The organism is Streptomyces sparsus (genome assembly GCF_054776295.1).
The window spans coordinates 1-2,956 of the sequence record NZ_BAAHCA010000621.1; the positions used below are offsets into that span (position 1 = coordinate 1).

2 protein-coding genes and 1 pseudogene are annotated in these 2,956 nt (G+C 72.4%); 2 read left to right on the forward strand and 1 reads right to left on the reverse strand.

What is annotated here, in order from left to right; all coding sequences use genetic code 11:
• Together ACYVE9_RS21185 and ACYVE9_RS21190 are read left to right on the forward strand one after the other, a co-directional pair.
• A partial coding sequence (locus ACYVE9_RS21185) for a ThiF family adenylyltransferase (protein ID WP_461029477.1) occupies positions 1–783 on the forward strand: 783 nt, incomplete at its 5' end.
• A 32-nt stretch (positions 784–815) separates the two neighbouring features.
• Positions 816–2,171 (forward strand): annotated as a pseudogene (locus ACYVE9_RS21190) (ABC1 kinase family protein); the annotation flags it as partial.
• Positions 2,172–2,604: 433 nt separating this feature from the next.
• Here the strand turns inward: ACYVE9_RS21190 and ACYVE9_RS21195 are convergent.
• Positions 2,605–2,784: a hypothetical protein gene (locus tag ACYVE9_RS21195; RefSeq protein WP_461029478.1), complete on the reverse strand. Its 180-nt coding sequence runs from the start codon at positions 2,782–2,784 to the stop codon at positions 2,605–2,607.
• Positions 2,785–2,956 lie beyond the last annotated feature (172 nt).

The following is a 2,956-nucleotide window of genomic DNA, read 5'->3' on the forward strand; positions in this document are numbered from 1 at the left end:
AGCCCGGCGAGCAGCATGCGCTTGCGGCCGAAGCGGTCGGCGGCGTTGCCCGCGGCGGGTGTCGGCCAGGTGGACGTGGTGGACGGCGGCTGTGTGGAGGCGTGGGACACCACTCCCGCCGGCGTGGACGCCGAGCAGGTCGGCGAGCGGCGCAGCACCGCGCTCGGCAGGATGGTCCGGCGGGCGTCCCCCTGGCCCAGGGTCCCGGCCCAGCGTGAGGCCGAGCGGGGTCCCGGCCTGGTGGTGCTCGCTCCCAGGGACGGCCTGGCCGCCTACGCCCCGGATCCGGCGGAGGCCAGGGAGCTGGTCGCCACCGGCCGGCCGCACCTCTACGCGGGGGTGGTGGAGGGCACCGGTTTCGTGGGGCCGCTGGTGCTGCCCGGTTCGAGCGCCTGCGGTGAGTGCATGCTGCTCGGCCGGGCCGAGCGGGAGCCGACCTGGCCGCTGGCCGTCGGGCAGTGGCGGTCCGCCCGGCGCAGCGGCGTGCCGGCGTGCGACGTGGCGTTGGCCACAGTGGTCGCCGGAGCCGCCGCCTGCCAGGCACTCGGCTTTCTCGACGGCGACTTTCCCGACGATGACGCTGCCGACAGCGAGACGGCCGACGGTGACGCGGCTGCCGGCGAGTGCGCGGCGGGCATCCGCACCTCCTTCGTGCTCCCCTGGCTGCGCAAGGAGGAGGAGCTCATGGAGCCCTACAGAGAGTGCCCGTGCGGTGCCGCTGGGGCGGCACCCGCCCCCGGCGCTACGGGGATGGGCTCCCGACAGGTCACAATGGCTTCGTAGCAGCGAGAGCTGTCCGGTAGTTGGAGGGGCGCATGTCAGATCTTCCCCGCAAGGCCGTCACCCGCACCGCCAAGCTGGCTGCGCTTCCACTGGGGTTCGCGGGCAGGGCCACCTGGGGCCTGGGCAAGCGGATCGGCGGCTACTCAGCGGATCTGGTGGGCAACGAGTTGCAGCAGCGCACCGCCGAGCAGCTGTTCAAGGTGCTCGGTGAGCTGAAGGGCGGTGCGATGAAGTTCGGGCAGGCGATGTCCGTCTTCGAGTCGGCGCTGCCCGAGGACGTCGCCAAGCCCTATCGTGCCGCGCTCACGAAGCTCCAGGAGGCGGCGCCGCCCATGCCGGCGAGCACCGTGCACTCCGTCCTCACCGAACGTCTCGGGGAAGGGTGGCGCGAACTCTTCGAGGAGTTCGACGACAAGCCGGCTGCGGCTGCCTCGATCGGCCAGGTGCACCGGGCGATCTGGCACGACGGCCGCGAGGTCGCGGTGAAGGTGCAGTATCCCGGCGCGGGTGAGGCCCTGATCTCGGACCTGAACCAGCTCGGCCGCTTCGCCAGGCTGCTGGGCCCGCTCGTTCCCGGCATGGACGTCAAACCGCTGATCGCGGAGATGCGCGATCGTGTCTCCGAGGAGCTTGACTACGCCCTGGAGGCGGAGGCCCAGCGCGCCTACGCCGCCGAGTTCGAGGACGACCCGGACGTCCGGGTGCCCGGCGTCGTACACCAGAGCGAGCAGGTGCTGGTCACCGAGTGGCTGACGGGGACCCCGCTCTCGGAGGTCATCCGGGACGGCGAGCAGTCGGACCGGGACCGCGCCGGCCAGCTCCTGGCCCGGTTCCTGTTCTCCGGTACGGCCCGCACCGGCCTGCTGCACGCCGACCCGCACCCCGGCAACTTCCGGCTGCTGGCCGACGGCCGACTGGGAGTGATGGACTTCGGAACGGTGGATCGCCTGCCGGACGGTCTGCCCGCCACGATCGGCACCGCACTGCGCATGACCCTCGCCGGCCAGGCCGAGGAGGTATACGAACTGCTGAGGCAGGACGGCTTCGTCAAGTCCTCCATCGAGTTGGACCCGGACGCCGTGCTGGAGTACCTGGTCCCGATCATCGAACCGGGTCAGGTGGAGGAGTTCACCTTCTCCCGGAGCTGGATGCGGGAGCAGGCCACCCGGATCGGTGATCCGCGCTCACCGGCTCACCAGCTCGGCAAGCAGCTCAACCTGCCGCCCGCCTACCTGCTGATCCACCGGGTCACGCTGAGCACCATCGGCGTGCTGTGCCAGCTCGGGGCCTCGGTGCGGCTGCGCGACGAGTTGGAGGCGTGGCTTCCCGGCTTCCTGCCGGACGACGAGCGCACGCCCACCCAGGACGCGGCCGACGAAGGTGCGGCCGACGGGCTTCGCGAAGAGGGCGCGCCCGCGGACGACGCGCCTCGGGACGTCCACCCGAACGGGGACGACGCGCCTCGGGAAGCAGCCGAACCGGTGCCGTCGTCCGACACGTCCGGCACCGCGAAGAAGCCGGCTGCCAGGAAGCAGCCGACCGGCAAGAAGCCGACCCCCACGGCGAAGCCGACTGCCACCGCGAAGCAGAAACCCACCGCGCAGCCGGGGACCAGCGCGAAGCCGAAGACCGACTCGAAGCCGGGGACGAGCGCGAAGAAGCCCGGCAGTCGGGGCGGACGCAAGGCGGGTTGACCGCGAGGGCGGGCGGAGAGCAGGCCCGCCGATCGGTCGGCCGGCGGGCCAGGGACGCTCCGGACGGCGCGCTGCGGAGCCAGCGGTGCGACGCCGCGAGCTGCTGACGTTCCCGTGCCGCCTGACGTCACCACCAGGAGGAGTCGAGTCGCCCTTCGATCGCGCGGATGTTGGCGCGGGCGCATCGCTCGCACAGATGGCGGGGCACGCCGTTCTCCACCGAGCGCACCCAGGTGAGCGGCACCTCCACAGCGACCGTGCCGCAGTGCGCACAGGTCGTGCCCTTGGCATCCTTGTCGTCCACCAGGCCGACGATAGTCGCAAAAGCGGACCGGAGCCCGGGTGCGGCACCCGGGCTCCGGTCCATCACCGCTTGTCCCCTGGCCGTCGGTAGGGCGAGGGGTCGGCCGGACGGGTCGGCGTACGGAACGCGGTCAGTCGAGCGCCGCACGGCTGCCCGCTGCTCCGCTTCCCGCCAC